This is a genomic window from Leptolyngbya boryana PCC 6306 (assembly GCF_000353285.1).
Lineage (GTDB): Bacteria > Cyanobacteriota > Cyanobacteriia > Leptolyngbyales > Leptolyngbyaceae > Leptolyngbya > Leptolyngbya boryana.
On record NZ_KB731324.1, the window covers coordinates 6,046,579 to 6,071,297 of the forward strand.

The window sequence follows — 24,719 nt, forward strand, 5'->3', positions numbered from 1 at the left end:
TTTCAGTAAGCCGAGCGTATTGAGTTATAAGTAATACGCTTCCTTTGCCAGCTCACTTACCTGTTAGGACTTTCCCGTGAAAAAGATTCATGCCCCTTGGATTGCAGCTTCCGCAATTTTTCTCGCTCCTTTCAGTGCTTTTGCAACTGAAGTTTCTCCTGCTCCTTCGACGATCGCTCAAGCTTCTCCTAATGCAGAGCTAATTAGAAAGCTCCAATTACTAGAGCAAAAGCAACAAGAGCTAGAGCAAGAAATTGAAAGCTTACGTCAGCAGATTTCGCCACAATCCGGCACTGCTAAAAAGCCTACTTCTGATCAAGTCGGGGTGACTGCTCCTGAAAAACGTCCTCAACAGTTTGAAGTCTCGGCAGAAGCATTATTCTTAAAGGCTCGAACGAGTAACGCGATGGATTTCGCGATCGTAGACTCAGGACAAGCACTAGCAGTTAGTGGGGATCTGGCAAGAGTTCGATATGAAGATCCAACGGCGCTGCGCGTGGGTTTAACCTATCGTCCTGAAAAGACAGCTTGGGAAGTGGCTGCAACTCATATGTTTTTCAATACTGGCGGACAGCAAAGTGCCGTTCGACCGACTCAAGGGTTCTTGTACTCTACGTTGACGCATCCGGTTCAGAATGATTCTGCCAATACGGCGGACGCCAGTGCGCGGATGAATTATGCAGCGACTGATGCCGAACTTGCTTATCGGTTCAAAATTGGACAAAGCTTGGGTGTGCGAGTGTTTGGAGGCTTGCGCTTTGCGACTGTGAATCAAGTGATGAATGTTGCCTATGATGGACGAGATTTTAACCAGGCAACGGCTCGGATTGAGAATCGATTAAGTGGGTTTGGACCTCGCATGGGTGCTCAAGCAGATCTCAGGTTGGGCAAAGATTTTAGTCTGTTTGGTCGCGGTGCAGGAATGATTCTAGTGGGCAATCGGACAACGAGCTACGAAGAAACCGATAACAATCGTGCTGATCTGGTTGCTCGGATTTCGCAGGATAAATATCAAACGTTTGTGCCAGGTTTGGAGTTTGCTTTAGGAGTGAGTTGGCAACCCAAAATCAGTCAGCAAGCGACTTTGAATCTGAGTGCGGGTTATGAATATCAACATCTCTTTAATGTGTCGAATTCGATTCGATTTGTCGATGGAGCGAGTCCAGGCGTATTTTCTGAAAGCCAGAATGATTTCAGTTTTCAAGGCTTCTTTATGAAACTTGGGATCAGTTCAGAGTTTTAGCGAAGCAAGTGGAAACTGGACGGTGAATGTCGCACCGAGATCGCTGCCTTCACTTTCAACGGTGATTGAACCCCGATGCAGTTCGACCAATTGATGCACGATCGTCAGACCTAACCCTAACCCGTCTGCGGAAGCAGCATTGGTTTCATCCTGACGAAACCGATCGAAAATATGCGGTAAAAATTCAGGCTGAATCCCAATCCCGGTATCGATCACTTTGACGTATGCCATTCCATCTAGTTCAGTGAGTTGAACTGTAACTTTTCCGCCTGCTGGAGTGAACTTAATTGCATTGGTGAGCAAGTTTAATAAAATCTGCTGCAATCGTTTCGGATCGCCTGAAATGACCAGATCTAAATCCATCGAGCTAAATTCAAGCTGAATGTTCTTTTCTGCTGCTGTTGGTCGAACGCCCTCGATCGCAGCAGAAATGACTGCGTATAAATTGACCATCATGACTTTGATCGGCAATTGACCTCGAATAATGCGTGAAATGTCTAAGAGGTCTTCAATTAATTGAGATTGAGATTGGGCATTGCGCTCGATCGTTTCTAAGGCTCGATCGATACTTTCAGAATCGAGATTGCGCGATCGCAGTAATTTCGCCCAGCCTAAAATGGCATTGAGTGGTGTGCGCAGTTCGTGCGTAACGACAGCGAGAAATTCGTCTTTATTTTGATTTGCGGTTTCTGCTTCTTCGCGTTGCGCGATCGCTCTTCTCAGCGCAATTTGACTTTGTTTAAGCTGTTGATTTAATCGATCCTTTTGGTTTCCCTCGATCATTTGCCGCAGTACTACGCTCTGCAGTGTATGTTGTAATACTTCTGGCGTTACTTTGTGCGAGAGGATGTAATCTTTTGCACCTGCTTTTAGAAGTTGCGATGCAATTTCTAATGTGTGCGCGATCACAACGATCGGAACTGTGTCTTCAAATTGCTTGAGTTTGCTAATAAATTGTTCGCCTTCCATATCATGCAGATCGGAGTGCATCAAGATCGCATCTGGAGCAGCATGGCAACAAATATTCAGCGCCGCATTGCCTGAACGTGCTACAACGATATTCCAGTCAACGTCAGGGGACTGACTGAGCGATCGCTGAAAGAGAGCATTGTCAAACTGCGATCGGCGAATCAAAAGAAGGGTGCAGAACTGCTTCATATCATTCTGCCAGGGGAACACCTATGAGGAGGATGCAGAAAGAGCCAGACTTCAACAGTGCCAAGAGTCATGAATTTAATGATCTACAACTCTGAACGGCTTTGCCTCCATCTTAAACGACCTTTGCTCCCAAACCGGAAGACGGATCGAAAATGAGAGCAAGTTCGAGACATTGCAGAGAATCAATTCTTATTCCTAAGTATGCGAACCTTTGCCTTACTAGATTCTGACGTTTGGGAATCAATGTCAATCCGTACCAGTTGCTATCATTGCTACATAGCAATCGAAGCATAAGACACGAGAATTTCCTATCTCTCTGTGCCTTATGCTTCTCATTTCAACGCAAGTCGAGACTAAACTCTAGACTGACAGAGCCGCATCTGTCTGCGTTGCACCACTCGAACCGGAATAAACCAATCCTCGTTGCATATCCAACGTCACAATTTCACCATCGCGGATGACCCCGGTTGCATTTTTCACACCCACTAACACAGGAATGCCTAACCGCAAGCCAATCACCGCTGCATGGCTCGTGAGGCTACTATCTTCTGTGACAATCCCTGCCGCTTTGCGAATCGCATCAATATGCTCTGCCGTTGTACTCGGTGCAACTAAAATCTCACCCGAATGAAATTGGTGGATTTCCCGAATGGTGGAAGCTAACCGGGCGCGACCACTGACTGATCCCTGTCCGATTCCTACACCTTTGCCACGGACTGCTGTGACGACTTCAACTTTGATTAAATCAGTCGAACCCGCGACCCCCTGAAGTGTTCCAGCCGTGAGAACGACTAGATCTCCTTCAGACACCATGCCTTTTTCTTGTGCCACGTTCAATGCCGCTTGGAAGGTCTGACCTGTAGAAGGCAAATCTAGAACGAGTAAAGGTTTTACGCCCCAAACAAGTTGCATCTGCCGTGCTACATCTACGTGCGGCGTAATTGCCAAAATCGGAGTTCTCGGACGGAATTTTGACACGTTCCGCGCTGTCGCTCCGGTCTTCGTCAGGGACATAATTGCGGCTGCATCTAGCTGCATCGCAATATTACCGACCGCTTGACTGATCGCATTCGGAATCGATCGACCTGTATTTTCCAACAGTTTTTGAGAATGCTCTTGCTCGATCCGAATTGCGATCGTTGCCATTTGCGAAACTGCTTCGATCGGGTATTTCCCAACAGCGGTTTCATTCGACAACATCACTGCATCTGTGCCGTCTAAAATCGCATTCGCCACGTCCGAAATTTCTGCACGAGTCGGGCGAGGACTGCTCACCATACTGTCAAGCATTTGAGTCGCAGTAATCACCGGAATCCCTAAACGATTCGCCGTTTTGATCAACCGCTTTTGCAAAATCGGCACATCTTCAGCCGGAAGTTCAACGCCCAAATCGCCCCGCGCGACCATGACTCCATCTGAGATCGAGAGAATCGCTTCCATTTGCTCGATCGCTTCGTGCTTTTCGATCTTCACAATTACTGGAACAGACTTACCTGCACTGGCGATCAGTTCTTTGATCTCCAAAACATCTTGAGGATTGCGCACAAAGCTCAATGCCACCCAATCCACACCTTGATCCAAGCCAAAGACCAAATCTTTGCGGTCTTTATCGGTTAAAGCTTTGATCGAGAGGTAAACGCCAGGGAAATTCACCCCTTTGTTGTTAGAAAGCGGACCACCGACAACGACTCGACAATGCAGCGATCGATCAGCTTGATCGACTTTTTCTACCTTCATTTCGACTCTGCCATCATCAAGCAGAATCGTTGCGCCTTCAGGAACTTCTTCGGAGAGCTGATCATAAGTGACTGAGCTAATCTCTTGAGTTCCGGGAACGGTGCGACTGGTGAGGATGAAGGGATCGCCTTTTTTCAGCGTAATTGGACCATTCTCGAAGCGCCCAAGTCGAATCTTTGGTCCTTGTAAGTCCTGTAAAATCCCGACGGGCTGATTCAATTCAAAGGAAATCTGCCGAATTAAGCGAATGCTTCGGAGATGGTCATCGTGCGTTCCGTGGGAAAAGTTGAGGCGGAGTGTTGTTGCACCCGCTTCAATGAGGTCGCGCAAGACTTCGGGACTACTGGTTGCAGGACCGATCGTAGCGACAATTTTAGTTCGACGGTGGGAAGATGGCAGCGGCATGTACGGTGAACAACTCTATAGACGATCAAATAAACCAAACCTGCTTTCTCCGTTCGTCGAAAAGCAGTAAGACCCAGGACGTTCAAAATGCTGATCTAGGGCACTTGGGATACTACCACGTTTAGGTCGATCTCAAAATGGCATCCAGACAGAGATTGACGAAGACTTTAAGCAAAATGTTACACAAGGCACAGACAATTGCTTACAAAACATATTGTTGGTCGCGTTCAGCCTGACAACTCATGAATAAACTAAAACAATTGCAATCAAAGAAAAAGAGAAGCAAAAGATCGAAACCTCAAATCTACGGATCACTTCATCGTTAAAATGGTTACGATTTATAACTCGTCTTAATCCTTAAACGAACTTCGAAAAGTTTTATTCTGTCCCCTTGCCCATTTTTCTTGACCAATGTCAGAAATCATTGAAATCGACGGTAAAAAGTTTGTTCCGGCTGAAGAGTTGCCCATTCCAGAGTGGGCTTCTGTGTTGAATGAGCGCCCCCAACCCATTTTGACGCTCAAAGATGATGATCTGTTTCTACTCACGGATACGTTTGGCAACATTGGCGGCTCCTCAGATGAGGGACGCAGTAGCGGTTTAGGATTGTTTTGTCATGATACGCGCTTTCTGAATCGGTTAGAGTTTCAGATCGATGGTCGCCCTCCCATTTTGCTGAGCAGCACGGCAGAAAAAGGATTTGTACTATCTGTGCTGTGTACGAATCCTCGCATTGACGATCGCATTCCTGCTGAAACGATCGGGATCAAACGCGAATTGGTGCTAAATGGAGGACTCTTTGAGGAGATCGAGATCGCGAACTATAGTACCGAACCGATTGAGTTTGAATTAAGTCTTAGCTTTGATGCAGACTTTATTGATTTGTTTGAGGTACGGGGCTTTGATCGATCTCAACGCGGCACTCTGCTTCGACATTTACCCGTCGAGATGACCAAACCTGTTGAAGAAGTTGAGTCAGATCCGGATTCGTTTGAAGCGCCAGAAACGGCTCAGGTTGAACTGACTCTGGCATATCAAGGGTTAGATGGCTCGGTTTTAGAATCCCGAATCGACTTCGTGCATCATCAGCCGCACTTTCTCAAAGGCTATACCGCCCTATGGCAACTCAAATTGCAGCCGCATGAGACTCAGAAATTTGGCTACCGCTTGCAGCCTTTGAGTAACGGTCGTCCGGTTTCGAGAGTCAGCACGCCGATGACGCTTTCCCAAGCCAAAGCGGCAGAACTTTCCGAGGAGCAACATTGGCGGCAGCAGGTGACGCAGATTCGATCGGACAAAAACACCTTCAACCGCGTGATCGAACGAGCCGAGCAAGATGTGTACTTGCTCAGACAAACATTTGGCAGAAATAAAGCGTTATCGGCTGGCGTTCCGTGGTTTTCGACTTTGTTTGGACGTGATTCAATCATTGCTGCTTCTCAGACGTTACTCCTTGATCCCCAAATTGCGAAAGAAACGCTAGCAATTTTGGCGCACTATCAAGGCAAAGCGGATGATGAATGGCGCGAGGAGCAACCCGGAAAAATTCTGCATGAGATTCGATTTGGTGAAATGGCGCGCTGTCAGGAGATTCCGCATACTCCTTACTATGGAACGGTGGATGCCACACCGTTATGGTTAATGTTGTACGCAGAGTATTTCTCCTGGACAGCAGACTATGAGACGCTCGATCGCTTATGGAATTCTGCACTAGCTGCGATGGATTGGATCGATCGCAATATGCGAGAAACGGGCTATCTTGCTTATCACCGCACGTCAAAGCGAGGGCTGGACAATCAAGGCTGGAAAGATTCGGGGAATTGTATTGTCGATCGTAAAGGTAGACTCGCTCAAGGTGCGATTACGCTTTGCGAGGTTCAAGGCTATGTGTATTCTGCGAAAGTTCGGCTGAGCCACATTGCCCGGATGAAGAAGCGGATTGATCTTGCCGATCGCTGGGATGAGGAAGCAAGAGATCTGAAAGTTCGATTCAATCGCGATTTCTGGATGGAAGATCAAGATTTCTGTGCTTTGGCATTAGATGGCGATGGCAATCCAGTCGATAGTATTACCTCAAATCCAGGGCACTGTTTGAGCTTAGGCATTTTCACGCCGGAGAAAGCTTACAGTGTGGCGGAACGGTTACGTGCGCCGGATATGTTCAATGGTTGGGGCATTCGGACATTGAGTAGTTTGTCGCCTGCTTATAATCCGATGGGCTATCACGTTGGCTCAGTGTGGCCTCATGACAATGCTTTAATTGCGATCGGGCTACGTTCGCTTGGGTTAATTGACCAAGCGTTAGAACTGTGTAAAGGCTTGCTCGATATGACGCGCTATCAGCCGTATCAACGTCCGCCGGAATTGTTCTGCGGCTACGATCGCACAGATGATAATGAGCCAGTTCAATATCCAGTGGCTTGTACACCGCAAGCGTGGGCGACAGGAAGCATTTTTCAATTGGTGCATATGATTGTGAACTTGGTTCCAGACGCGCCTGGGAACTGTTTGCGAGTGATTGATCCGGCTTTGCCAGAGTCGATTAATTCGCTGTCGTTGCAGAACTTAAGGGTGGGTCCAACATTGTTGGATCTCGAATTTGAGCGATCGGGGTCTTCTACGTCTTGTCGGGTGTCGAAGAAACGAGGGAATTTGCGCGTGGTAATTGAGGCTTAACGTCAATTCGATGAGGGGTGCTATCTCAAGAGATTCGCGCCCCTCAATTCCCAAATTTGCGGAATTTAGATCTCAGCGATAGTAGATGCCTTCGGCATCATTTTGTCGAATTTCCATCAAATTAGAACAATGTTTTCAGCACTAATTTGGGATGAAACACAATACTCGGAGGCTTCAGCATATGTGCCATTTGTAAAAAAGCCAAATGTACCTCAACATCTTTTTGTGCAGTAGCCATCAATCGATCGAGATAAACCTGGAATAATTTTGCTCCCGATTTCGGTGCGATCGCTCCTTTCGTAGTTGGAAATTTAGAATCAGATCCGGTTGCTAGTGACCAAGCAAAAGCATTACTGCGAGCCAGTTGCTTTTGAAAATTTGGTTTCTGCGATTTTGCTAACCATTGTTGTAAAACCAGCGAGGCTAATGCACTTACGGTCATGCCTTGTCCATAGATGGGACAAAGCGCGCAGACCGCATCTCCGATCGCAATTAACCCTTCTGGCATCGCAATTTTTTCGTAGTGATACAGTCGATTCATTGTGGCACGATGGGCTTGAATATCAGACACGGGTTCTGCTTGCGCGATCGCTTCATAGAAAGCAGGATGATCTAAACTTTGAGCAAATTGTAAAAAGCCTTGTTCCTCGATCGGCGGATAATCATGTGCATATCCTCCCAAGGTAGCAATCCATTGATCATTTTCCACTTGAGCTAAATATCCCAAACGAGTTTGATCAGGGGGGACTTGGCTAATCAGCAAAACCCTACCATCCGGCTGAAACTGAGAGGGAATGCGATATCGACGAGTTGTATAGCCTAATCCTGGATCAATCACAGTTATAGGAGGTGGAGTGATTCCAAGAGTTTCTAACCATTGAGGAACGTGGGTACTTCGACCACTAGCATCCACAACAAGTTGGGCAGTAAGCTCGCCGTTTGGAAGTTTGACACCTTGAATTACAGTCTGATTGAGCAACAATCCAATCACTCGTTGCCCTGGTAAAAAATCAATATTGGCAATTTTACTCACTTGTTGTCGAATTATGCTTTCGAGCAATGGGCGGGTACAAGTGTAAGATTCTAGCCCAACGGGTGTTTCGGTTGTTGGTGACCAGCGACCCGCTTGAAAGTACAAGAAGTCTTTTCCCCAATCAAACGGAATGGCTCCAGCCGTTGCAAGTGCATCGTCAATGCCAGGAAAGAGTGCTTCTAAGATTCGGTAGCCTTTGGTAAATAGAACATGCGGTTGAACAGATTGCGGTACGCCTCGTCGCGGTTCAGCCGTCAGGGGGAGCTGATCGCGATCGACGATCGTCACTTGATGAAAATATTCGGATAGCACACGCGCCGCAAGCAATCCAGCAATACTGCCACCAATGACGATCGCATGTTGATTCTGTTGGATAGGCATAGATTTGATGGGAGCAACTCAATCCCGACGATAACGATTCGAGGGTTGAATTGCAAGGTTAACCGGATCGCTAGGATTTGACGATCGCGCCAAAATCCGCCAGCGATCGCGCATGATTTCGCAAAATCCCCAACAAATTCAAACGATTTTGCTTGATGTCTGGATTAGAATCCATCACCAACACGCTATCTTCTCCATCAAAAAAGGCACTCACGGTTGGAGCAATCTGACTTAAAGCCTCTACGAGCTTCGTGTAATCCGTCTTGCCTTGCAGGGTTTGATTCAACTGTTGCAGGGCAGTAAAGAAAGCTTTCTCAGAATTCTTTTCAAACAGTTCAGAACGAATGACGGGAACGGGATCAAGCTGTTGTCGATCTAATGTGCCTTGAACGGCGAGTCGAGACGCACGATTCACGGTTTCGTAAATGGTTGCTAGACGCTGATCATTGCGAATCGTCTGTAAGAAATTCGCGCGATCGCGGACATCTAATAAGTTCTGCAATGCCCGCGCTGCGTAGTCTGGGTCATTCTCACCCAACACAGCATTTACTAAGTCATAGTCAATTTTTTCGTCTTTCAGCAATGTTTCAACGCGCTGTAAGAAAAAGTCTTTCAACTGCTTGAGCAAATCAGCCGTCGCTAATTTCTGGACTTGCGCGTAGTTTTCACTAAAACCCTTAACTAACTGTTCTAAAAGTAAATTGAGATCCAGCTTTAAGTTTGCTGCCCAAGTAATGTTGACGATCGCGGTTGCTGCTCGTCTCAGAGCAAATGGATCAGACGATCCAGACGGGATTAATCCCAATCCAAAAATGCTGACTAAGGTATCTAAGCGATCGCTAATTCCGACAATCTGACCTGCTAAAGATTGCGGCAAATCATCGCCTGCACCTCTGGGCAAATAATGTTCATAAATCGCATTCGCAACCGTTTCGGACTGACCTCCTGCGATCGCGTATTTCTGTCCCATCACCCCTTGAAGCTCTGGGAATTCGCCTACCATTTGAGTCACGAGATCAGCTTTGCATAAGAGTGCTGCTTGTTCAATTTCAGTGCGATCCCCAACTTGTAACTGAGTGCAAATCTGACCTGCGATCGCCACAATGCGATCGACTTTTGCACGGACTGATCCCAAATCCGCTTGGAATGTCACTGTTTCGAGCTTGGGTAAATAGGCTTCCAGAGGAATTTTACGATCGGCATCAAAGAAGAACTTCCCATCGGACAACCGCGCCCGAATCACTCGCTCATTTCCGGATGCAATGATTGCTGCTTTTTGAGGATCGCCATTGGATGCCGTAATAAAGTTCGGCAATAGTTCAGAACTGCCTGCTTTCTGCACCGGGAAATACCGCTGATGGCTTTCCATTTCGGTTGTGATTACTTCCGCCGGAAGTTCTAAAAATTCTGCATCAAACTTGCCCACAACCGCTGAAGGATACTCGACTAAGTTCGTCACCTCGAGCAGCAAATCAGCATCGATAATGGCAACTCCATTCAACTGTTTTGCTGCTGCTTCGACTTGCTGTTTAATTACAATCTGACGCTGTTCGGGATCAACTTCAACGAATGCAGATTTCAAGGTTGAAACATAAGATTCTGGATTCGGAATTGAAACCGGATCAGGATGTAAAACGCGATGACCCCAAGAAATGCGATCGCTCTTGTATGCAATCGAATTACTCGTAATCTCGATCGGTAAAACATCGCCATCAAGCAACGTGACCAACCAGCGAATCGGTCGAGAAAAGCGCAAATCGCCATCTCCCCAACGCATAAAGCGTTTTCCTTCCAATTGTGTGATCCATTGCGGAATTAATTCCGTTAGGATTTGCGCGATCGCTCTGCCTTTGATTGTTTTTTTGACAAAAATGAATTCGCCTTTCTCGGTTGGACGAATTTCAAAATCCGCGATCGAGACTCCTTGTTTTTGGGCAAATCCTTCGGCTGCCTTGGTGGGCTGTCCATCCTTGAAAGCTGCTTGTGCAGGCGGTCCTTTGACTTCTTCTTCTTGATCCGGCTGTTGAGCAGGCAACCCTTGAATGACGATCGCTAATCGTCGCGGCGTTCCATAAAACTGAATCGCGTCAGTCGTCAAATTTAACTCCGCTAATTGTTTCGGAATCCGCGATCGCCATTGTGACAACGCTTCATCGACAAAACTTGCGGGTAGTTCTTCAGTTCCAACTTCTAGTAAAAATGACGGCATGACTGGGGACGATCGAAATGAGCGAATTAATCAATCTCATCAGTTTACCGTGCCACTGCAATCTTCACGCAATTTTCAGTCTGTAACCCGCATCCGAAGCACATCATGATAAGAACACAGCGATTTTGTTAGGGGAGAAGTTAATCTTCACGAGATCCTCAGATTCTTGATTTAGTCTTCGAGCATCGTGAATTACTGTCAGATATGAAGACATTGGAACGACTCGGAATTTTAACCAGTGGAGGAGATTGCCCAGGGTTGAATGCAGTCATCCGGGCGGTCGTCAGCCATGCCGTGCTCACTTACGGTTGGCATGTTGTGGGGATTCCTTATGCAACCCGAGGCTTGCTCGATCGAGCAATGATGCCACTGAGCTTACACGGCTTAGATTTAAAGGGAATTGATCCATTGCTGACAATGGGCGGAACGATTCTTGGCAGCATTAACAAAGGAGATACCCTGAGTAGAATCCAGGAAGTTTTAGATGGATATGCTGCCTTAGAGCTTGATGCGTTGATTGGAATTGGTGGAGATGGGAGTTTAGCGATTCTCAATCAACTCGCAACTCAGGGAAATTGGCAGTTTATTGGCATTCCAAAAACGATCGATAATGATGTTGCTTGCACTGAACGAGCCATTGGATTCGATACCGCAGTCAATACGATTACAGAAGCACTGACTCGATTAACCTTTACTGCTGCGAGTCACGATCGCGTCATGATCGTCGAAGTGATGGGACGAGAAGCGGGGCATCTCGCTTTGCATTCTGGAATTGCAGGCGGAGCGGATGTGATTTTGATTCCTGAAATTTCTTACTCGATCGCACAAGTCTGCCAACATCTTGCCGAATTGCGCGATCGCTGGGGACGAAGATTTGCGATCGTGGTCGTTGCGGAAGGCGCACATCGGAGTTTAGAAAGCGCAAATCAATCTTGCGAAGCCATAAAATGTGGGATGGGACAATATGTTGCGAATGAAATCGCAACATGTAGCCCTTACCCTGTCGATTGCCGAGTCTCGGTGCTAGGGCACATTCAGCGAGGTGGCATTCCTTCAGCACTCGATCGCCTGATCGCAGCTAGCTTGGGCAAAACTGCCGTCGATTTAATTGCGAATGGAGAGTCGCAAAAAATGGTTGCCTGGCAGAATGGTCATGCTGAAACCGTTCCGCTTGATGCAGTTTTAGCAAAGAGTCCGTGTTCTGTTGATCCGGCAAGTGATCTGGTACAGACTGCAAGGGCTTTAGGCATCTATACAGGCAAGTAAAGCTATTCTTTTTTCTCAATCACGATCGTGAGATGTGCCACCATTGCCCCAATCACACCGACAGCCGCAATCACCGGAAACAAAGCTGCACTGACAACACCACCGACAACCCCAACCGTGAGTGGAATTTCGATGAGTGTTCGCTCTTCGTTTTTGAGAATAATCCGGCGAATATTGCCTTGATGAATCAGTTCTCTGACTTTCGCGACTAAAGCATCGCCGCTAATTGTAAATTCCTCGATCGTTCCTTTCTCTTCAAAGTGAGGTTCAGTTTCTGGAGAAACAACTTCGGTTGGCACTGTTTCGATGACTTCTTTAGGTTCGTCGAGAGGAGTATTCATAGATATAGATCTCCATCATGATTGATATCTAAAGCGTAGAGATAAAAGTTGAGGAAGTTGTGAGGGAGGACAGTTTTTCAACGATTCAAAGCTCTGTAACCTCATTGAAATACTGCTTGCTCAAGGGTGACGCGAAAGAATTCAAAGTAGCGATCGCTGCCAATCCACCAGCCTGCACCCATCTGCGAGGGAATTGTGTAACCGCCAAAGGTCTGTTCTGCTTGGTATTCCCCACCAAAAGGAATCTTGGCATACTGTTTATCTTCGGTTTGATCCCCCCAACGAAGAAAAGAACTCTTGAGTAATCTGCCCTGGCTATCAATCACAAAAGTCAGAGTAATCGGCTCATTGTCGAGCGTCAGGCTCGCTTGAATTGTGTTGTCATTAATGACTTGCCAACTCACACCTCGCTGAGGCAGTAAAGCAGACGGCAACCAGAACAACTCTCCTACAGAGCGCCCAATTGCCGAGCGCATCAGATCAGGACTTTGAGCATTGACAACAGGAATCACCCCCCAGAGCGAAAACCGCATTCGTCCAGTACTAGCCGTGTAGTAGTCTGCTCCTTGCATCTGGATAATTCCTTGTCTTGCGTTCGCTTGCCAGACAAATCCTGTAGTAGAAAGCTGTTCTTCTGCTTGGAGAGGCATCCAGTCTTGATTGGGTGCAAGTCGAATTGTACCTTTCATTGTTAGGTAGACAGCGTTTGCTAGGGGCGTTCCAGGCGCGATCGCATGTAAAAAATATCGCTGTACAGGTTCCGGTTGATCTGCAATTAGGTCTTGGCTAAATGGTTCGACTGCGGGTATTTTAGGTTCTAAGGTTTGCCAAATTTGTGCAATCTCTGCATTATTTTTTGCTTGTATGATGAGTAGCGCAATCAATGCGATCGCAACTAACGATCCGACAAGGAATAAAATCTTTGCCAGCATAGCCTCACCTTGAAATTTTTGGTGTACTCATTCTCTACTATAGTCGTGCTTCGGATGTAGAGAACTCAGATCATCCTAGAACTGAAAATAGATAAATGGCGCAGGCTGAGCTGGAGCGAGAAAAACTACACCAAACATGACAAAAAAGAAGGCACATAGACCCGGAAGTGAACTTAATCTCAAGCGCATTCCTTGAGCTAGCTGGTGACCTGCATAGTCCGTCAGAATGAACATTGGAACTGCGATCGCCAGTGCAGTTGCAAACCAATTGATGCCCGTTGGATCAATCACACCCCATAGCTTCTGCAAAATGAACAAAGAGGTCGAGAAATCTGACGATCGAAAAAAGATCCAAGTTAGACACACAAAGAGTAGAGTGACAAAATTTGCACAAAGCTGATAGTCCCATGCTTGTGTAACGCTGCTTTTTGGGATTCTGTCTGCATACAGTTTATGCACCACAAGCGCTCCACCATGTAGCCCACCCCAAACCACAAAGTTCCAGCTTGCTCCATGCCATAATCCACCTAACAGCATCACAATCATCAGATTGCCATATTGCTGAACTTTCCCACGTCGATCGCCGCCCAGAGGAATATAGAGGTAATCGCGTAGCCAATTCGAGAGCGAAATATGCCAGCGTCGCCAAAACTCGGTAATACTGCGTGAGAGATAAGGTGTCGCAAAGTTTTTGGGAATATCAAAGCCGAGAATTTTTGCAGTCCCGATCGCCATATCACTGTAGCCGCAAAAATCACAATAAAGCTGAATCGCGTATCCCATCACCGCAAGCCAAAGCGTCATTGCACTGTAATCAGCAGGCTGCTTAAACACTTCATTCACAAACAGAGCTAAGCGATCGGCAACAATCACTTTTCTGACTAAGCCCAGTAAGAAAAGTTGAGCACCCTGACTGAAATTCTCCCGGTTTAAGTGAATGCCTTTCTCAATTTCGCCAAGGAACTGACTCGATCTCAGGATTGGTCCCGAAATCAAATGTGGAAAAAACGCAACCAAAAGCGCAAAATCCCAAAACGTTTTTGCGGGTCTGCTCGTTCCACGATAGATATCTGCTAGGTAGCTAATGACTTCAAAAGTGATGAACGAAATGCCGATCGGCAAAATGATCCGGAGGTTGGACAAATTCAGGTTCAGAACATTCAGACCCAGATTGAGCGAATCGATGAAAAAGTTGAAATATTTGAAGAACCCTAGCACGATCAGATTGAAAGTAATCCCTGCAATCAGCCATCGCTTCTTCTCTGGATTCTGGGTCGATTCAATCTGGAAACCAATCGCGTAATTCACGATCGTCAGTGCAGCAAGCAGAAAAACAAAGCGTTCGTCCCAATAGCCGTAGAAGAAGTAGCTAGCACCGAGTAAAATGATTTTTTTGAATCCCTGCGATCTCGCAAGCAATAAAATTCCAATCAGAACGCTAAAAAAGACAAAAAATTCTAAGCTTGAGAAAATCATGGTTCAGCAGCCTCAGACATCATGAGTGACTAATTTGTCTTTTTGCGCATTGCTTCGAGCAGGGGAACGAGCCGTTGTGCAATCAGTTCATGCCCAATTTCATTGATATGACCTGTGCCAGGGATAGAATTGTTAAACCCGCTGGTCGGTTGATGGAACGTTTGATGATAGTTCACAAAATCGCGCCGCATTGCCACGATCGGAACCTTGTGCTTTTCTGCGATTTCGATCAAAGCTGCTTCAGCCGGATTAGGTGGCTCATTTGGATTGTTGAAAGTGACATAGGGAATATGCAGAATCACCAAGTTCGGGTACTTCGCTTTCAAATTCACAACTGTCCATTCAATCAAGCGATCGTAATTGCCCTGCGATTTTGTCGGTGCTGCTTCAGTCGGTTTCGCCTGTTTTTTCAGCATCGCTTGAAGGTTCTTTCCGCCGACTCGTAGTGTCGAAATTTGCAACATAAAGCTCAGCTGCGGAAACTTTTGCTGAAAGAGTTGAGATAAGCGATCATCACTAGCAAAATCCTGATTGTGAATAGCTTGAAATGTGTTGCCTTGAGCACGAATGTAGAACTCTTTTGTGGGATCTAAGCCTTCTTCAGTAAAATCAGAATCGTTAATTTGAACTATCACAGCGTCAGGCTGCAATTGAGTCTTGTAGAAATCTGCTAAGTGCAAATAGTAGGCAGGTGTCGCCCCGGTTCTACCTCCATTGATAACCGTGACAGGCGAATTCTGCTGCTTGAAAGTCGATCCAATTCGCGCACTGTAGGTTTTGGCATCTTCGACTTGTTCTGCACTCGTAAACGAATCCCCGATCGACAAAACTCTAAATTCGCCTTGAGCTTTGGGCAGAATCTCGTCGTTGCGCATTCCTAAGCTGTTCATTCTGGTGCGGCTGAAGCCTTCACCCGATTCGATTCTGTCACCAGGGTTATAAATTCTTCCTAGAATTGGATGTTTTGTGGTTCCTGGGGACTGCTCGATTGTATTTCGGACAATGATTTCCCAAGCAAAAAGTGATAACACGATCGCGATCGTGGATTTTAACAGGACGTAAAGAATCGCTCTCTGAGAGGAGTAACGATCTTCTTGTATGGGGTTAGTTGTCTCTAGAAGCGGTCGTGGGGCGCTCGACCGTCCTGACGTAAAATTTCTCATGATGCATGATTAAACCAAGTTTTAAAACAACCACTGCGCCCGGATGAGACACAGCCAGGAATCGTGTTAATTGCGACTTAGGAGCGAGATCGGCATCTAACAGCGCTTGTTATATCCCTAATTTCACTTAAGAATACAGAGAGCTTACATTACTAATTTCAGTGTAATTACTGTATCTAACTAACTTTATCGTCTCTTTAAAGACGAGTCGCCAGTTTTGAAGTGATGTTCACAAAAGAATGAGCGATTTCTAGCGGAGCTACTGCTAAGTCTCCGCAACGCTAGAACGACCTCTCAAAAACTTGCCGAACTTTTCTGACTCTCTGCCAGACTTGCGGTGGCAGCCAAAATGGATGATCCCAAGAAGATGCCCCAACTGATTCTCCCAAGACTTCAATTCGCCAAGCTTGCCACATGATCAGAAGCCATAAATTATTGCCTAAATAGCGATCGCGTAAATTCGCTCCCATCTGTCCTGACATCATCTGTTCTGCAATCTGGGGCTGCCATCGCCCTTCAGCCCGCAGCACGCCCGGATTCAACCATTTACCAATCTCACGCCAAAACTCGCCATAGTACCAAGGACGCAACGGCACTCGCATGCCTCGTTTCTCTCGCCAAACGACCTCTGAGGGCAACCAAGATTCAACCGCACGTTTGAGAATGTACTTTTCGCAAGCTCCTTGTAACATCAGTTCGCCAGAAATTTTGAATGTCCAGCGAGTTAGGTCGGGATCACAAAATAGCGATCGTACTTGCAATCCTTGTGAAAGTGCCAAGGCAGTCGCACGTGGTTGAATATTCTGTGCGCCTTTTAACATCAGCGATGCACGCCTTAATTGAGCCAGAAGAGAACCACATTTTTCAGGATTCAAAGCATCACCGAGATAAGGTTGGAGATCAAGTTCGCGAATACTTTGGTAAACAGAATTAGAAAAGATTTGAGATTCACAACCGTGCAATCTGCCAAATGTATTGAGATACTGTTTTGATAACGTGAAATTTTCTGAGTCGTATACTTGATTCGCAATTAAAGGCTTATTCGTCCAGCCTGCAAATAACTGATCGCCGTGTTCCCCGTTGAATACAACGCGAACATCTTGAGATGCAGCTTGATTGAGCAACAATAGTGGAGCCGTTACACCATCTCCATACGGTGCATCTAAAGCTCTAGCCGTTTCAGGAATAGCTTGAATAATCTGTTTCGCTTGGGCTGGAACTAGAGTCAATGGAATGTTGAGATAGTCTGCAACTTGCTGCGCGTAAGGTAGCTCTGAATCTTCTACGCCAAAATCAAGAGCATAAGCTCGAACTTTAACCCCAGATTGAACTAGTAAAGCAGCCACGATCGAGGAATCAATCCCACCAGATAGAAATACACCAACAGGCTCATCGGGTAAATCTTCAATTTGATGTGCGATCGCTGTTTTCAACAGTGCTTGAAGCTGTCTTACGGCTTCAGTTTCATCGTGAATCATTGTGCTGGATTCGCGCCAGTCTTCAGTCTCAGAAATGGTGCAAGTAAAATCTTTTGTCCAAGTCAGCGTCGTGCCAGCAGAGATAGAAGCGATTTCTGCGATCGGGCTTAGCGGTGTTGGAACATAAGAAAAGCAAGTATAAGCATACAGTGCAGCATGGCTTACTGTCGGTTGAGTGAGTTTGAGCAGAGGCTTCAACTGGGTTGAGAACCAGATAACCGATTCAATTTTGATCCAGTAAAGTGGAACTCGACCAAATGCGTCTCGACCTAGTTCTAAAGACGCTTCAGTTGCATTGACCCACACATCATTGATAGTGCTTCTTCCGCAAGCACTGAGCCGAGTTTGAGTCGTTGCAAATCCCCACTGATCAGTGCAGAATTGAGTTGCTATCTTTGCATCACTGAGTTCAGAGAGTCTCTGTATCAGTTTGGGCTGATCACCATAGCCCCAATATCCCAACATTACTTCACCACAAACGTTTCTTCACTAATGGGACGTTCTGCGATCGACATTTTCACCGTCCAATTTCCAGGCTTGGACTGCGGCGATAAAGGAGCAAAGCAAAACGTTGTCCAGGGCGATCGTGTAATTTCTTGAGTCTGGAAACGACTCTGATGAATTCTCTCACCTGTTGAATCTAACCAATCACAACTGACAGCTAAGCGATCGTTGATCGGAGGATTTTTCAATGTGACTCGGTAAAACACTTGTGCGTCTTTTGTGCGATCGAACTGGGTGACTGAATTAGTTGAATCTTTTAACGTCACAATGTCTTGAATCGCAGCAATGCGAGCAATCTTATTGTGCTGTTTCTGCTGAACGACAGCAACGGTTGCAATCAGGCCAACAATCATAATTGCAACGGTTGAAATGACAATTTTATGGCGCTGGTTTTGCTGAGCTAGAGCTTCTCGTCGGCGCAATTGCACGATCGCGTCATCGAGTAAATCGTCGGGCAAATTTAACTCTTGTAAAATCTGTTTGACTTGCTCACGATCGAGTTCGTTGTCGCGAAGTTGAGATAAGCGATCGATTTCAGCTATGACTTGAGAAAGTTGAGCTTGCGTAAGGCGGGTATCCATATTCAAAACAGTCTCGCAATGAATCTGTCATAGCATAAGCGATCCTGTGATCTGCTTAGACTTAAAGATTTCCTCTGATTAGCTGCTCTCGCTCGATCGCTTCAAACAAAGATTTAAAGTTTCCTTCTCCAAATCCCTGTGATCCGTGTCGTTCAATGATTTCAAAAAATAAAGTCGGACGATCTTGAACAGGTTGCGTAAAGATTTGCAGCAAATATCCTTCGCGATCGCGATCGACTAAAATTCCGAGTTGAGCCAGTTGCTCGATCGATTGATCAATTTTGCCAACCCGAGCTTCTAAATTTGCATAGTAAGAACTCGGGACACTGAGAAATTCAATTCCTGAATTTTTCAATTCGGTGACGGTTTCAACAATGTTATGAGTCAGACAAGCAACATGCTGTACACCCGCACCGTAGTTGTATTCCAGGAATTCTTGAATCTGAGATTTGCCTTTGCCGATCGCGGGTTCATTAATCGGAAGTTTGACCCTTCCTGTTGAACTTTGCATCACCGATGACGTAAGCGCAGAATATTCGGTCGAGATTGCTCGATCGTCAAATTTAACGAGTAATTCCAATCCCAACGTCTTCTGAAAAAACTCCACCCAGTGGTTCATTTGTCCTTTTTCAACATTGCCAACGACGTGATCGATTTGAATCAATCCGGCATTGGCGCGAGACGGAATCGAGCGGGGGACAAATCCTGGCGCGAAAACACCTTGATAGCGATCGCGTTGCACAAACTTGATTAAAGTATTGCCATAGCCATAAATCATTGCGTAACGATACTTTCCCGCTTCGTCTTGCTCCTCATTCGGTGCAACCGCTTCTAATGCGCCTCGGGAGGTACTGACTTGAAATGCACGATCGACATCTCTAACACCCAAAGCAATCACTGCTACATGATCTCCATGCTTCGCCGCTCTTGAAGCGATTGGGTGATCTGGGTTGAGTGCAGAAGTTAAGACTAAGCGAATTTCGCCCTGCTGCATGACATAAGACGCAACATGGCGTTCTCCGGTATCAAGTCCTCGATATGCGATCGTCGAGAAGCCAAAACCGCGATCGTAGAACATCGCTGCTTGCTTTGCGTTCCCGACATAAAGTTCTAAATGATCAAAGGTCAGAATCGAAAAAGCGTCGCTCATGCAAAGCCTAAAGTATAGAAATTGAACTCAGAAAATTCATATCACTGTGAAATGATTCACTCTGGTTTTTCTAGGAAGAAATATAGATTTGTTCTTAAATTAGCGCTTTACTAGGCTATGCGTAAAATCTTGGCAATAAATATACCTTGAGGGGGATTGTGTCCCAGGCAGAAGTTTCGTGCAAAAAGATTATTTGAATTCCTGCTCAATTCCACATTCTGTAACCTAAGTGACAGGAGTGATATGTCTCTTGATGTTGATTTAATGAATCACAGAAATGTGTTATCGATGAAGTTCTAGTTAAAACTTTTAGTAATGTTGAATCCTGAAATTAACGATCGCGTCTTTTACTCCACCGTTGTTCTAGAGTATATCGTTCCAAATCAAAATCGCGCCATGTTTCGCAAGTGGCATAATACTCTGATGTGCTCTGCAAAGCGATTTCCAGGCTATATCAGAACAGATTCTTGTCTACCATTGCAGTGCGTAGATGGTGTGATGAAGTGGTACTCGATCGTGCATTTTGATACACCTGATCATTTGAATGATTGGCTGAATTCTCGCGATCGCGCCACACTCGTTGAGTCTGGACACAATATCTTTGATAACTACAAGTTCAAATCTTTCACGACAGGGTTAGAAGGATGGTTTTCATCTGCGGCAGGACAAGAGCGATCCAGTTTAGGGACTCCTCCCTGGAAACAAGTCATGTCAGTAGTTTTGGGACTCTATCCACTGGTCATGATCCAAACCAAAATTCTTCCGACACTTGGTTTTTTGCAGTCTTGGTCGCCCGCTTTCGTGACTCTAATCAGTAATTTCGTAGTGTCATCCTTACTCACCTGGATTGTGATGCCTCAAATTAGTAACGCATTACGATTTTGGTTACAGCCTGCATTTCGATTGAGCAATCCCAAGACAGATTGGCTTGGAAGCGCGATCGTGCTTCTGACTCTTGGCTTGATGGTGATGATTTTCAATCATGTTTGAAACCACCACTTGCTCTAAAGCATGAAGCATTTTGCGATTTAGTTGAGTTCGGCTTGTCCGACGTTTAGAATCTTGCTAGTTTGCTACAGCATCCTTAACTTTCTCTATCACGTCCTTGGCGATTTCGATTGCTTCTGCTGCCTTCTCCTTGCCTTTTTCCATATAGAAGTCTTTTTTTTGCATAAAAAGCTCCCGTTTCTGAGCCGGAGACAGCGATGCAAAATAATCTTTAGGAACCGATTTCAGCATCGCTCCAACTTTGCTTTTCTGTGCAGGAGTCAGCGTAATCGACTTAAACGCTTTCTTCAAAGTCACGCCATTCGCGATCGCATCTTCAAACTGAGTCTTCTGATCCGGAGTCAAAATCTTCTCAAGCTCTGGAACAATCTTTGCCTTCAACGCAGTAAATGGATCGCTTGCCGAAGTCACATCAGCAACAAGCATCGGAGCCGCCTGCACTAAATTCGCAAAACTCAGACCTGCCAATAAGCACATCACACAAGCAAAAATTGTAATCAATGTCCGTTGCATGGTTGATTTCCTAATCTCTTAAACAGTCTTTGTTACTCCTGCCTGAATGTAAGCAGCAACTGCTAGCAGGCTGACTGCAAACAATGGCATTGATAAACACCAAAATTCAGCCGAAGGCACAAAGTAAGCGGCTCCTGTCCCACCCAAAAAGAAGCCAGTCAGCAAGGGCAAAGTCAGTTTTAACTTTCTCATTGCTTCTGCTGCTTCTGACTTTGTTTCCTCGGTCTGTTTGACAAACTTCGCACTGATGTAGTGAACTAAATCGATCGTGAACTGTGTAAAGTTTCCGGTCATCACCGTGGTCGGAAAATAGCCCGTAAATGAAGCAGCCGCTTCCTTCATCAGCGCATTCTGAATTCCCATTGCCATAACGCCCGTAACTGCGATCGGGAAAATCAACTCATCTTGCACATCGACAAGCAAGGTCGCTGAGAACTGCAATCCGACGACCATAAAGATCCCCAGTGCGATCGCTTCTGCACTCAACAACACAGGCAACACTGCCCATCCGATCTTTCGAGCAAAATTTGCTAACAGTGACGTAAAAGCCACCGATAGCATAAAAACGGGAAGCATGGAGAGCCGGAGTAAGGTCGTCTGAGGATCAGAACTGGCAAAGGCTGAACCGGCGAGTGCAATATTTCCTGTCACATGAGCTGTGAAAATACCGAACAGCACAATAAAAGCCGCCGTATCGACAAATCCTGCAACCCAACTGAGCAAAAATCGAGCAGGAGCATCACGAATTAGAAACGCACTTAGGCTAAATCGCTCTTTCTCAGGTGCAGTAATTGTCATGGTTTTTCGGGTTTTTCAGGGCGTTGAGCTTACGGTTCACCCATCTGCACATACAGTAATTTGCTCCGTATTGAATCCTTGTACTGTCCAAACGGATGAATCGCGTATACCGTATATCAAAGCTAGGGCAGATTCTAGGTTTATCAATCTAGCCGGATCAAAATTGTATGTTGAACTACAAAATTGCTCTAAACCCCAATTAAATTAATAATCCGAAAACTTCCATCCATAGGCACACAACCACGAGCCGATCGCACCACCTGTAAAGAAGATCACCATATAAACTGTCGTGAGACGGTTATGAACTTCAATCGGTAAGCTATAAATTTTTGCCTTGTTAGAAATCTGACCTGTTTGTGTTCCGAGATCCAGTAGGATTGCGCCGACAATCAATCCCCAAAGCGTACTGTGAAACTGAAATAAAACGAGAAGTGCGCCGAGAAATAGCCCGATCGCAATTCTCAGCATCACTCTTGGATTGGTGCGATCGGTCATCTTTCCTAACAGGGGAGAAGCTCCTGCGCTCATGATCCCAACTAATCCAAACAGCCCAATCATCTCACTTTGAAATTCAAACGGCGGACGTTCCAATAAGAAGGGCAGGATTGCCCAAAAGCCACTATAGGCTGCAAAGAACATTGCTCCCGCAATCGATCGCTTTCTCAAGGTTGAATGTTCTGCGAATAAAACAGGCAGCGATCGCAATAATTCCAAATAAGAAATCTCAGTTTTAGCAGGCAACGTGCTCGGCAATTGCTTGACCAAGACGATGCCTAATCCCACCATCAATCCTGCCGCAATCAAAAATGTGGACTGCCAGCCGAATTCTCCTCCGAAAAACCCACCTGCAACTCGTCCTAATACAATCCCAACGAGCAAGCCGCTCATCACAGTTCCCACAATTCGTCCTCTCTGCTCCGAATCTGCCAACTGAGCAGCAAAAGGAATCAATAATTGAGGCACGACCGCTGTGAGTCCAATCATGAAGCTTGCAGCAATTAACCAATAAAATCCAGGAGACAGCGCGGCACACAGCAGCGCGATCGCATTGCATCCACTCAGCCAAACAATCAATTTCCGCCGATCCAGCCGATCCCCTAAGGGGACAAAGAACAGCATCCCGATCGCATATCCAATCTGAGTGAGGGTTGGGACAGCACTCACATCCGTAATTGACACCTGGAAATGCGTGCTAATTAATCCCAGCATTGGCTGGTTATAGTAAAGACTGCCAATCGAGATCGTACAGGCGATCGTCATTAACCATAGGGCAGAGTGTTTCATAAGGTTAGGATAAATTGCACCACTGAAGTATGAAGTATACTAAGGCACTCAGTTTGTAAAATCGCATACTGTATACAAATAATCTTTTTCATATTAGTTTTCACCCATCTTGAGAAAGACCCATTGAGTTCAATCGATGGAGAAAATTATGAATGGAATAGAGATTCTTGAAGGTTTAGAAGAAGATAACCCTTTAGAATAAGTAGGGATGCTGAGCATCTCTGAAATGTTTACCGTTAAATTTAGGAAGGTTCGAGCGGCATGGCACTTCTCACCACAGGCGGACAGCTAATTAAAGATCTTGAAACCCACGGCGCGATCGCTGCCTATGTTCCCCTCGAAGGCGGATTTGAAGGACGCTATCGCCGTCGAATCCGGTCGGCAGGTTACAAGTCGCTCAGCATTACGGCAAGAGGTTTAGGGGATGTGGCGGCTTATCTGACGGGAGTCCATGGCGTTCGTCCTCCGCATTTGGGCAAAAAGAGCACCGGATCGGGTGCGGCGGTTGGATATACCTATTTCGTTCCGCCGATCGTGACGAGTCAAATTGCTCACTTGCCACCGAAGTCGAAGGGATTATTGCTTTGGATTATTGAGGGACATATTCTGTCGAATCAAGAGCTTGAGTATTTAGCGAACTTGCCGAAGATTGAGCCGCGAGTGAAGGTTGTGATTGAAGTCGGTGGAGAGCGATATTTCCGCTGGTCACCGCTGACTCAAGTGATTGCGGCGTAAGTCTGAGAATTTTTCTTTGAGTTTGAAGGAGCGATCGACAAAAACTCGATCGCTCCTTTACTGATCTATAGGAGTCGTTAATCTCCTCCTCCGGCTGCCAACTTGCCACTCGCCACCATTCCAATGCCGTGTCTTGGGGAACCTTTAACCGCGCTTCTCCAGATTTCAGGGGCAGAATTAAAGTGAGTTTTGTGTCAGTATCTAACTGGTTCAAGATAGGTTTGAAATCATATTCGCCCACATGAGCGATCGGGAAATCTTTCGAGGTCACATCCTCAATGCTCAAGAGCGATCGATTGGCTTCAAGTTCTAACGATCGCGGATGATCGATCGTCACCGCTCCAGGAAATCCCACTAATCTTAAATGAACTGAATTGGGCTGTCCGAGCGGAAATCGTTTATAAAAAACCACTTGCCAGGCTCGATTTGAGTCATCTTGTAATCTTGATAGCGATCGATACAATACGCTATTTTGATCCGAATAAGTATGAACCGAAGCAAATGCAGAAGTCGAGACAAAAAGCCAAATTACTCCGACTAAAACGCAAGTTTTCCACAAGCGAAACAGATTTTCCACAGCTTATTCACCGGTTTTCCACAATTTGAATTTTATAATTTAAGACTTTAGTCTGTCATTAAAATTACGCT

Annotated in this window: 19 protein-coding genes and 1 pseudogene; 5 read left to right on the top strand and 15 right to left on the bottom strand. The window is 45.9% G+C overall.

Going from position 1 to position 24,719, the window contains the following annotated elements:
* Positions 1–76: 76 nt before the first annotated feature.
* Entirely contained in the window at positions 77–1,243 is a 1,167-nt protein-coding gene (locus LEPBO_RS0130115) for an Lpg1974 family pore-forming outer membrane protein (RefSeq protein WP_017291324.1), read from the top strand.
* On the opposite strand, the gene LEPBO_RS40475 is transcribed toward LEPBO_RS0130115, so the two are convergent.
* Positions 1,232–2,401 carry an ATP-binding response regulator gene (locus LEPBO_RS40475; protein ID WP_017291325.1) on the bottom strand — a complete coding sequence of 390 codons (1,170 nt, stop codon included), beginning with the start codon at positions 2,399–2,401 and terminating at the stop codon, positions 1,232–1,234. The genes LEPBO_RS0130115 and LEPBO_RS40475 overlap by 12 nt on opposite strands.
* A 360-nt stretch (positions 2,402–2,761) precedes the next feature.
* Positions 2,762–4,543, bottom strand: a complete 1,782-nt coding sequence (gene pyk, locus LEPBO_RS0130125) for a pyruvate kinase (RefSeq protein WP_017291326.1) — start codon at positions 4,541–4,543, stop codon at positions 2,762–2,764.
* A 411-nt stretch (positions 4,544–4,954) separates the two neighbouring features.
* Here pyk and LEPBO_RS0130130 point away from each other — a divergent pair, with 411 nt between their 5' ends.
* Complete coding sequence (locus LEPBO_RS0130130) at positions 4,955–7,219, top strand: amylo-alpha-1,6-glucosidase (protein WP_017291327.1); 2,265 nt, start codon at positions 4,955–4,957, stop codon at positions 7,217–7,219.
* Between the two features lie 121 nt (positions 7,220–7,340).
* Here LEPBO_RS0130130 and LEPBO_RS0130135 read toward each other — a convergent pair whose 3' ends face one another.
* Positions 7,341–8,633: an FAD-dependent oxidoreductase gene (locus LEPBO_RS0130135; protein WP_017291328.1), complete on the bottom strand. Its 1,293-nt coding sequence runs from the start codon at positions 8,631–8,633 to the stop codon at positions 7,341–7,343.
* A 70-nt stretch (positions 8,634–8,703) separates the two neighbouring features.
* Positions 8,704–10,842, bottom strand: a complete 2,139-nt coding sequence (gene glyS / locus LEPBO_RS0130140; RefSeq protein ID WP_017291329.1) for a glycine--tRNA ligase subunit beta — start codon at positions 10,840–10,842, stop codon at positions 8,704–8,706.
* Positions 10,843–11,046: 204 nt separating this feature from the next.
* Here glyS and LEPBO_RS0130145 point away from each other — a divergent pair, with 204 nt between their 5' ends.
* A complete protein-coding gene (locus LEPBO_RS0130145) occupies positions 11,047–12,108 on the top strand; it encodes an ATP-dependent 6-phosphofructokinase (protein WP_017291330.1) in 1,062 nt (353 codons plus the stop codon).
* 2 nt (positions 12,109–12,110) lie between these two features.
* Here the strand turns inward: LEPBO_RS0130145 and LEPBO_RS0130150 are convergent, their stop codons facing one another.
* The 7 genes from LEPBO_RS0130150 to hppD form a co-directional block, all read right to left on the bottom strand.
* Positions 12,111–12,449, bottom strand: a complete 339-nt coding sequence (locus tag LEPBO_RS0130150; protein ID WP_017291331.1) for a DUF4342 domain-containing protein — start codon at positions 12,447–12,449, stop codon at positions 12,111–12,113.
* Positions 12,450–12,550: 101 nt separating this feature from the next.
* On the bottom strand, positions 12,551–13,381 hold the full coding sequence (locus tag LEPBO_RS0130155; protein ID WP_017291332.1) for a DUF6920 family protein: 831 nt from the start codon (positions 13,379–13,381) through the stop codon (positions 12,551–12,553).
* 75 nt (positions 13,382–13,456) lie between these two features.
* Entirely contained in the window at positions 13,457–14,857 is a 1,401-nt protein-coding gene (locus LEPBO_RS0130160; protein ID WP_017291333.1) for an MBOAT family O-acyltransferase, read from the bottom strand.
* A 29-nt stretch (positions 14,858–14,886) separates the two neighbouring features.
* On the bottom strand, positions 14,887–16,020 hold the full coding sequence (locus LEPBO_RS0130165) for an SGNH/GDSL hydrolase family protein (protein WP_081614778.1): 1,134 nt from the start codon (positions 16,018–16,020) through the stop codon (positions 14,887–14,889).
* A gap of 281 nt (positions 16,021–16,301) precedes the next feature.
* Positions 16,302–17,963 carry an asparagine synthetase B family protein gene (locus LEPBO_RS0130170; RefSeq protein ID WP_017291335.1) on the bottom strand — a complete coding sequence of 554 codons (1,662 nt, stop codon included), beginning with the start codon at positions 17,961–17,963 and terminating at the stop codon, positions 16,302–16,304.
* Positions 17,963–18,583, bottom strand: a complete 621-nt coding sequence (locus LEPBO_RS0130175; protein ID WP_017291336.1) for a hypothetical protein — start codon at positions 18,581–18,583, stop codon at positions 17,963–17,965. Before LEPBO_RS0130175 ends, LEPBO_RS0130170 begins: the two co-directional genes overlap by 1 nt.
* 61 nt (positions 18,584–18,644) lie before the next feature.
* On the bottom strand, positions 18,645–19,733 hold the full coding sequence (gene hppD, locus LEPBO_RS0130180; protein WP_017291337.1) for a 4-hydroxyphenylpyruvate dioxygenase: 1,089 nt from the start codon (positions 19,731–19,733) through the stop codon (positions 18,645–18,647).
* A gap of 315 nt (positions 19,734–20,048) precedes the next feature.
* Between hppD and LEPBO_RS0130185 the strand changes: the two genes are divergently transcribed.
* Positions 20,049–20,723, top strand: a complete 675-nt coding sequence (locus tag LEPBO_RS0130185; protein ID WP_017291338.1) for a hypothetical protein — start codon at positions 20,049–20,051, stop codon at positions 20,721–20,723.
* A gap of 75 nt (positions 20,724–20,798) precedes the next feature.
* Here LEPBO_RS0130185 and LEPBO_RS38735 read toward each other — a convergent pair whose 3' ends face one another.
* The 3 genes from LEPBO_RS38735 to LEPBO_RS0130200 form a co-directional block, all read right to left on the bottom strand.
* On the bottom strand, positions 20,799–21,254 hold the full coding sequence (locus LEPBO_RS38735) for a hypothetical protein (RefSeq protein ID WP_017291339.1): 456 nt from the start codon (positions 21,252–21,254) through the stop codon (positions 20,799–20,801).
* A gap of 18 nt (positions 21,255–21,272) precedes the next feature.
* Positions 21,273–22,052, bottom strand: coding sequence for a YoaK family protein (locus LEPBO_RS0130195; RefSeq protein WP_017291340.1), 780 nt, complete (start codon positions 22,050–22,052; stop codon positions 21,273–21,275).
* A 204-nt stretch (positions 22,053–22,256) separates the two neighbouring features.
* Complete coding sequence (locus LEPBO_RS0130200; RefSeq protein WP_144056297.1) at positions 22,257–23,336, bottom strand: MFS transporter; 1,080 nt, start codon at positions 23,334–23,336, stop codon at positions 22,257–22,259.
* Positions 23,337–23,597: 261 nt separating this feature from the next.
* Between LEPBO_RS0130200 and ndhN the strand changes: the two genes are divergently transcribed.
* Positions 23,598–24,071 (top strand): NAD(P)H-quinone oxidoreductase subunit N, encoded by a 474-nt coding sequence (ndhN, locus tag LEPBO_RS41315; RefSeq protein WP_071596195.1) that lies wholly within the window; start codon positions 23,598–23,600, stop codon positions 24,069–24,071.
* Between the two features lie 124 nt (positions 24,072–24,195).
* Here the strand turns inward: ndhN and LEPBO_RS44130 are convergent.
* Positions 24,196–24,648 (bottom strand): annotated as a pseudogene (locus LEPBO_RS44130) (DUF3122 domain-containing protein); the annotation flags it as partial.
* Positions 24,649–24,719 lie beyond the last annotated feature (71 nt).

Bases quoted from the DNA above. Each gene is read 5' to 3' on its own strand.
- LEPBO_RS40475 (WP_017291325.1), bottom strand. From the start codon at position 2,401: ATGAAGCAGTTCTGCACCCTTCTTTTGATTCGCCGATCGCAGTTTGAC.
- pyk (WP_017291326.1), bottom strand. From the start codon at position 4,543: ATGCCGCTGCCATCTTCCCACCGTCGAACTAAAATTGTCGCTACGATC.
- LEPBO_RS0130130 (WP_017291327.1), top strand. From the start codon at position 4,955: ATGTCAGAAATCATTGAAATCGACGGTAAAAAGTTTGTTCCGGCTGAA.
- LEPBO_RS0130135 (WP_017291328.1), bottom strand. From the start codon at position 8,633: ATGCCTATCCAACAGAATCAACATGCGATCGTCATTGGTGGCAGTATT.
- glyS (WP_017291329.1), bottom strand. From the start codon at position 10,842: ATGCCGTCATTTTTACTAGAAGTTGGAACTGAAGAACTACCCGCAAGT.
- LEPBO_RS0130145 (WP_017291330.1), top strand. From the start codon at position 11,047: ATGAAGACATTGGAACGACTCGGAATTTTAACCAGTGGAGGAGATTGC.
- LEPBO_RS0130150 (WP_017291331.1), bottom strand. From the start codon at position 12,449: ATGAATACTCCTCTCGACGAACCTAAAGAAGTCATCGAAACAGTGCCA.
- LEPBO_RS0130155 (WP_017291332.1), bottom strand. From the start codon at position 13,381: ATGCTGGCAAAGATTTTATTCCTTGTCGGATCGTTAGTTGCGATCGCA.
- LEPBO_RS0130160 (WP_017291333.1), bottom strand. From the start codon at position 14,857: ATGATTTTCTCAAGCTTAGAATTTTTTGTCTTTTTTAGCGTTCTGATT.
- LEPBO_RS0130165 (WP_081614778.1), bottom strand. From the start codon at position 16,020: ATGAGAAATTTTACGTCAGGACGGTCGAGCGCCCCACGACCGCTTCTA.
- LEPBO_RS0130170 (WP_017291335.1), bottom strand. From the start codon at position 17,963: ATGTTGGGATATTGGGGCTATGGTGATCAGCCCAAACTGATACAGAGA.
- LEPBO_RS0130175 (WP_017291336.1), bottom strand. From the start codon at position 18,583: ATGGATACCCGCCTTACGCAAGCTCAACTTTCTCAAGTCATAGCTGAA.
- hppD (WP_017291337.1), bottom strand. From the start codon at position 19,733: ATGAGCGACGCTTTTTCGATTCTGACCTTTGATCATTTAGAACTTTAT.
- LEPBO_RS0130185 (WP_017291338.1), top strand. From the start codon at position 20,049: ATGTTGAATCCTGAAATTAACGATCGCGTCTTTTACTCCACCGTTGTT.
- LEPBO_RS38735 (WP_017291339.1), bottom strand. From the start codon at position 21,254: ATGCAACGGACATTGATTACAATTTTTGCTTGTGTGATGTGCTTATTG.
- LEPBO_RS0130195 (WP_017291340.1), bottom strand. From the start codon at position 22,052: ATGACAATTACTGCACCTGAGAAAGAGCGATTTAGCCTAAGTGCGTTT.
- LEPBO_RS0130200 (WP_144056297.1), bottom strand. From the start codon at position 23,336: ATGAAACACTCTGCCCTATGGTTAATGACGATCGCCTGTACGATCTCG.
- ndhN (WP_071596195.1), top strand. From the start codon at position 23,598: ATGGCACTTCTCACCACAGGCGGACAGCTAATTAAAGATCTTGAAACC.